The following is a 5,936-nucleotide window of genomic DNA, read 5'->3' as shown; positions in this document are numbered from 1 at the left end:
GCGCAGGGTCACGCGGCCGCCGCCGTCACGATAGATGTCGCCGACCTTGCCCTCTTCCCGCTCCAGCGCCTGGGGCGAGGTCCGGTCGAAGGTGGCACCGCCGGCCCCGAGATCGGCCCCCGCGCAAAAGGCCCGCCCGGCCCCGGTGATGATCACTGCCTTCACCGCATCATCGGCGTCGGTGACGTCGAAGACCTCGATCAGGTCCTTCATCATCCGCGCCGTGAAGGCGTTCATGCGCTCGGGCCGGTTCAGGGTGATCGTCGCGATCCCGTCCTCGACGTCATAGAGCAGGGTCTCGAAGGTGGGTTGCGACATGGGGGATCCTCCTGATTTTCAGGCAGTCAAACATGCGTATGAATTGAGGGCAACTTTCCTTCTCCCCTTGCGGGAGAAGGTGTCGCCATCAGGCGACGGATGAGGGGTTGCACGGACGGATCAGGCGAAACCCCTCATCCGTCCGCTTCGCGGCCACCTTCTCCCGCAAGGGGAGAAGGACTCTACCCCCGCTTGACCATCAGCTTGCTGATCGCGTGGACGAAGTTGTTGGGCGCGATCTCCATCTCGCCGGTGGCGACCAGGTCGGGGAAGCGGGCCAGGATCTGGCGATAGGCTTCTTCCAGCTGGATCTGGGCCACGCGCTTGCCGATGCAGGTGTGGGGGCCATAGCCGAAGGCGATGTGCTTGCCGGCATTGGGGCGGCGCACGTCCAGCTGGTCGGGGTTGGGGAACACCTCCGGATCGCGGTTGGCCGCGCCGTAGTACATGATCACCTTCTCGCCTTCGCGGATCAGCTGACCGTTCAGCTCGACATCGGCCGTGGTCGTGCGGCGCATGTAGATCACCGGGCTGACCATGCGGATGAACTCGTCGACCGCCCCGCCCATCAGGCCTGGATTGTCGATCAGCAGCTGCTTCTGCTCGGGGAACTCGGTCAGCAGCTTCATCGCGCCCGACAGGGTGTTGCGGGTGGTGTCATTGCCGGCGAAGACGATCAGCAGCCAAGAGCCGTCCAGATATTCGTCGGCCAGCAGGGCCCCGTCGACCTGGGCCCGGGCAATGGCGGTCATCAGGTCGTTCTGCGGATCCTCACGACGCTTGAGCAGCATCATCCGGCCGTAGTCGAACATCTCCTCGACGTTGTTGTTGAAGTCCATGACGAACTGCATGAGCTCCAGGGTCGGGGTGATCGGGGCGGCAGCCTGCTGCACGGCCAGGTCCTGGGCCCGCTCCAGATAGTGCATCCACTTCAGGAAGCGCGGACGGTCCTCCGGCGGCACGCCGAGGATCTCGCACAGGGTGAACAGCGGCAGCACGCTCGAGAAATGCTCGACCATGTCGATGGTCTGCCCGTCGGCCAGCAGCGGCTCCATGGCGTCGAGCAGGCGCGTGACCTCGCCCTTCACAGCTTCAGTGATGCCGCGCAGATAGGACGGGGTGAAATAGGGCATGTGCTCGCGACGCAGCTGCAGGTGATGCGGCGCGTCGAGATTGATCATGGTGTCCATCGACGCCCGGAACAGCAGGGCGTGGCGCTTCTCGGGCGGGCCCATCGACATCAGGATGCCGCCGCGCTGCGAGGAATAGGTCGCCGGATCGCCGTTGACGGTCATGACGTCTTCATGCCGGGTCACCGCCCAGAAGCCCGGGCCGCCATAGGGCTCGGCATGCCACATCACCGGAGCCTCGACCCGCATCCGGGCATAGTCCGCGAAGGGCTGGCCCTGGGTGAAGCCGAAAATATTGGCCAGGTCGATGCCAGGCAGGGTCGGATAAGTCGTTCCGGCCCCGGGCCCGGCCTTGCCGTCCACGACCGTCTGGCTGATCAGATCCACGCACTCTTCTCCCGGAAACGCTGTTCTCTGACCGCAACCATAAGCCATGCCTCCGGACGGGCAACGGCGCCGCGACGGCAACCCGGATTCGCGTGACGCAAGGTTACGCTTTGCGTTCTTGCCAGACCCGCGCATGGTGGGTGAACGTCGATCACGCGGATAAACGCGGACGGCTACGAGCCCGCCTGCACGGCGGGCTCGCAACACAAAAAATGGGGCGCGCCAGAAGCGCTCCCGGGAGGAAGCGATGGCTGGGAACATCGAGGCAGACTACATCGTCGTGGGGGCCGGCTCGGCCGGATGCGTGCTGGCTGCGCGGCTGTCGGAGAACGGCCGCTACAAGGTGCTGCTGCTGGAAGCCGGCGGCGATGATCGCCCGACCAAGAACCTGTCCCAGTTCGCCTCGAACATGATGATCCACATCCCGGTCGGCTATGCCCAGACCCTGAAGGATCCCAAGGTCAACTGGCTCTATACGACCGAGCCCGATCCCGGCTCGGACGGCCGCCAGCATGTCTGGCCGCGCGGCAAGGTGCTGGGCGGGTCGTCCTCGATCAATGCCATGCTCTATGTGCGCGGCCAGCAGGCCGACTATGACGGCTGGCGCCAGCTGGGCTGCGAGGGCTGGGCCTGGGACGACGTCCTGCCCTGGTTCCGCAAGTCGGAAAACCAGGAGCGCGGGGCCAGCGACCTGCACGCCGTCGGCGGCCCGCTGAACGTCGCCGACATGCGCGACGCCCACCCGATCTCCGAAGCCCTGATCGACGCCTGCGACCAGGCCGGCATTCCCCGCACGGCCGACCTGAACGGCGAGAATCAGGAAGGGGCCTGCTGGTACCAGGTCACCCAGAAGAACGGCGCGCGCTGCTCGGCGGCGGTGGCCTATCTGCACCCGGCCATGGGCCGGTCCAACCTTCAGGTCGAGACCAATGCCCTGGCCAGCCGGGTGCTGTTCGAAGGCAAGCGCGCCGTCGGTGTCGAGTTCGTCCAGAACGGCGTCAAGCGCACCGCCAAGGCCCGGGCCGAGGTCATCCTGTCCGGCGGCGCGATCAATTCGCCGCAACTGCTGCAACTGTCGGGCGTCGGTGCGGGCGAGCTGCTGCGCGAGCACGGCATTGCCGTGGTCGCTGACCTGCCCGGCGTCGGCGAGAACCTGCAGGACCACTACATCACCGCCGTCCGCTATCGCCTGAAGCCCGGCGTCGTCTCGGTCAACGAGCAGAGCAAGGGCCTGCGCCTGGCGACCGAGGCCCTGAAATACCTGTTCACCCGCACCGGCATGCTGACCCTGTCGGCGGCCCACGTGGCGGCGTTCTGCAAGTCACGGCCCGATCTGTCCGGACCGGACATCCAGTTCCACATCCTGCCGGCGACCATGGATCTGGAGAAGCTGTTCAACGAACAGAAGATGGAGCTGGAAGGCGCGCCGGGCATGACCATCGCCCCCTGCCAGCTGCGTCCGGAAAGCCGCGGCCATGTGCGGATCAAGTCGGCCAATCCTTCCGACTATCCGGCGATCTTCGCCAACTATCTGGCCGATCCGCTGGACCAGGAAGTCGCCATCGCCGGCCTGAAATGGGCCCGGAAGATCGGCGAACAGCCGGCCCTCGCCCCGTTTGTCGACCACGAGATGAACCCCGGCCCGGGCTTTGATTCCGACGAGGCCCTGCTAGCCTTCGCCCGTGCCTCGGGCTCGACCCTTTACCACCCGGTCGGCACCTGCCCGATGGGCTCGGGCCCGGCCGCCGTGGTCGATTCCCGGCTGCGGGTCCGCGGCGTGGAAGGCCTGCGGGTGATCGACGCCTCGATCATGCCGCGCCTCGTCTCCGGCAACACCAACGCCCCGACCATCATGATCGGTGAAAAGGGTGCGGCCATGATCCTGGAAGACGCCCGCGCCACCGTCGCGGCCTAGTCCTCCAACCGCCATCCCGGCCCGGCGCACCGCGCGCCGGGCCGGGACTGCCGGGAACACCGGCACCTGGCAGGGTCCCGGGTCTTCGCTGCGCTGCGCCCGGAATGACAATCGTTTTTGAAGAGAGCCTCCGATGCATCCCTATCTGCACGCCCAGACCCAAGGCCAGAAGCCGGCCTACATCATGGCCGGCTCGGGAGAGGTCGTGACCTATGGCCAGCTCAACGATCGCTCGAACCAGGGTGCCCAGCTGTTCCGGTCGCTGGGCCTGCAGACCGGCGACGTCATTGCCCTCCTGATGGACAACAATGCCCGGTTCTTCGAGATCGCCTGGGCCGCCCAGCGGGCCGGGCTCTACTATGTCTGCGTGTCGACCAAGCTGACGGCGGGCGAGACGCAGTACATCCTGGAAGACTGCGGGGCCAAGGTGTTCATCACCTCGGTCGCCATGGGGCCGGTGATCGACGAGGTCGCGGCCCTGGTGCCCGGCCTGACCCTCTACACGGTGGGCGGTGCGCACGGGGCCTATGCAGACTTCGAGGCGGCTCGCGCGGCCATGCCCGCAACCCCGATCGGGGACGAGAGCGCCGGCTCCGACATGCTCTATTCGTCGGGCACCACCGGACGCCCCAAGGGTGTGAAGCCGGCCCTGAACGGCGGCCCGATCGAACAGCCCAACGCCCTGCAGATGATGGCCCAGGGCCTGTTCGGCTTCTCCGGCGACAGCATCTATCTGTCGCCCGCCCCGCTCTATCACGCCGCGCCGCTGCGCTGGTGCATGAGCGTCCACAAGCTGGGCGGCACGGTGGTGGTGATGGAGAAGTTCGATCCGGAGAACGCCCTGGCCCTGATCGAACGCCACAAGATCACCTGCGGCCAGTTCGTGCCGACCCACTTCGTGCGCATGCTGAAACTGCCCGAGGAAACGCGCGCGAAATACGACGTCTCGACGATGACATCGGCCGTCCACGCGGCCGCACCCTGCCCGGTTCCGGTCAAGGAACAGATGATCGCCTGGTGGGGCCCGGTGATCAGCGAGTACTATGCCGGCACCGAGGGCAACGGCTTCTGCTGGATCAATTCGACCAACTGGCTGACCCACAAGGGCAGTGTCGGTCAGGCCGTGCTGGGGTCGCTGCGGATCTGCGACGAGAACGGCGACCCGGTCCCGCCGCGCACCGAAGGCGGCGTCTATTTCGCCGACGGTCCGGCCGTGAACTATCACAACGCCCCGGAAAAGACGGCCGAGAGCTATAACCGCCACGGCTGGACGACGCTGGGCGACGTGGGCTGGGTCGACGAGGAGGGCTATCTCTACCTGACCGACCGCAAGAGCTTCATGATCATCAGCGGCGGGGTGAACATCTATCCGCAGGAGATCGAGAACCTGCTGATCACCCACCCCAAGGTGGCCGATGCCGCCGTGGTGGGCGCGCCGCACGAGGAGATGGGCGAGCAGGTGGTGGCGGTGATCCAGCCGGCCGACTGGAATGCCGACCAGACCGCCCTGGCCGAAGAGCTGATGGCGTTTGCCCGCGCCGGCCTCAGCCACGTCAAGTCGCCCCGCCGCATCGACTTCATGCAGGAACTGCCCCGCCACGCGACGGGCAAGCTCTACAAGCGCCTGATCCGCGATGCCTACTGGGGCAAGGGCGAGAGCAAGATCGTCTAGGGCCGCGCTTCAGCCCTGATCAAGCAGCCGCCTGGCCACCTCTTCGCCGATGGCGAGCGAGCTGGTCAGGCCCGGGCTTTCGATGCCGAACAGGGCCATCAGGCCGGGCAGGCCGTGGTCGTCGGCGCCGCGCAGCTGGAAGTCGGGCTGCGGCTCGCCGGGACCGTGCAGCTTGGGCCGCACGCCGGCATAGTCCGGCGACAGGGCGCCGTCCGGCAGATCAGGCCAGAACTTGCGGATATAGGCGGCGAACACCTCCGCCTTGGCCGGATCGACCGAATAGTCCGGCGCCGGCACGAACTCGAGGTCGGGCCCGAACACGGCCTGGCCGCCCAGATCGTTGCGATAGTGGGTGCCCAGGGCCCCGGGGATCGGCGGCGGATAGATCAGGCGCTGGAACGGGGCCTTGCCGGTCAGCCGGAAATAGATCCCCTTGCCGAAATGGCCCTTGGGGATGCGATCGGCCGGATAGCCCTCGATCCGCTCCGCAGCCGCCTGGGCCGAAAGGCCCGGC

General features: G+C 66.8%; 5 protein-coding genes. 2 read left to right on the top strand and 3 right to left on the bottom strand.

Features of this window, described 5'->3' with window-relative positions:
* Together DBR10_RS09190 and DBR10_RS09185 are read right to left on the bottom strand one after the other, a co-directional pair.
* A partial coding sequence (locus tag DBR10_RS09190; protein ID WP_199225321.1) for an enoyl-CoA hydratase-related protein occupies window positions 1-318 on the bottom strand: 318 nt, incomplete at its 3' end.
* Between the two features lie 182 nt (window positions 319-500).
* Window positions 501-1,835, bottom strand: a complete 1,335-nt coding sequence (locus DBR10_RS09185) for a cytochrome P450 (RefSeq protein WP_108504747.1) — start codon at window positions 1,833-1,835, stop codon at window positions 501-503.
* Between the two features lie 247 nt (window positions 1,836-2,082).
* Between DBR10_RS09185 and DBR10_RS09180 the strand changes: the two genes are divergently transcribed.
* Both DBR10_RS09180 and DBR10_RS09175 read left to right on the top strand, forming a co-directional pair.
* Window positions 2,083-3,750 carry a GMC family oxidoreductase gene (locus DBR10_RS09180; protein ID WP_108504748.1) on the top strand — a complete coding sequence of 556 codons (1,668 nt, stop codon included), beginning with the start codon at window positions 2,083-2,085 and terminating at the stop codon, window positions 3,748-3,750.
* A gap of 133 nt (window positions 3,751-3,883) precedes the next feature.
* Entirely contained in the window at window positions 3,884-5,422 is a 1,539-nt protein-coding gene (locus DBR10_RS09175) for an acyl-CoA synthetase (protein ID WP_108504749.1), read from the top strand.
* A 9-nt stretch (window positions 5,423-5,431) separates the two neighbouring features.
* On the opposite strand, the gene DBR10_RS19880 is transcribed toward DBR10_RS09175, so the two are convergent.
* Window positions 5,432-5,936, bottom strand: a 505-nt coding sequence (locus tag DBR10_RS19880; protein ID WP_233243342.1) for an FAD-dependent oxidoreductase, incomplete at its 5' end; no start/stop codon positions are given.

This window comes from Caulobacter sp. HMWF025 (genome assembly GCF_003060965.1).
Lineage (GTDB): Bacteria > Pseudomonadota > Alphaproteobacteria > Caulobacterales > Caulobacteraceae > Caulobacter.
This window is presented reverse-complemented; position numbering and strand designations above follow the sequence as displayed.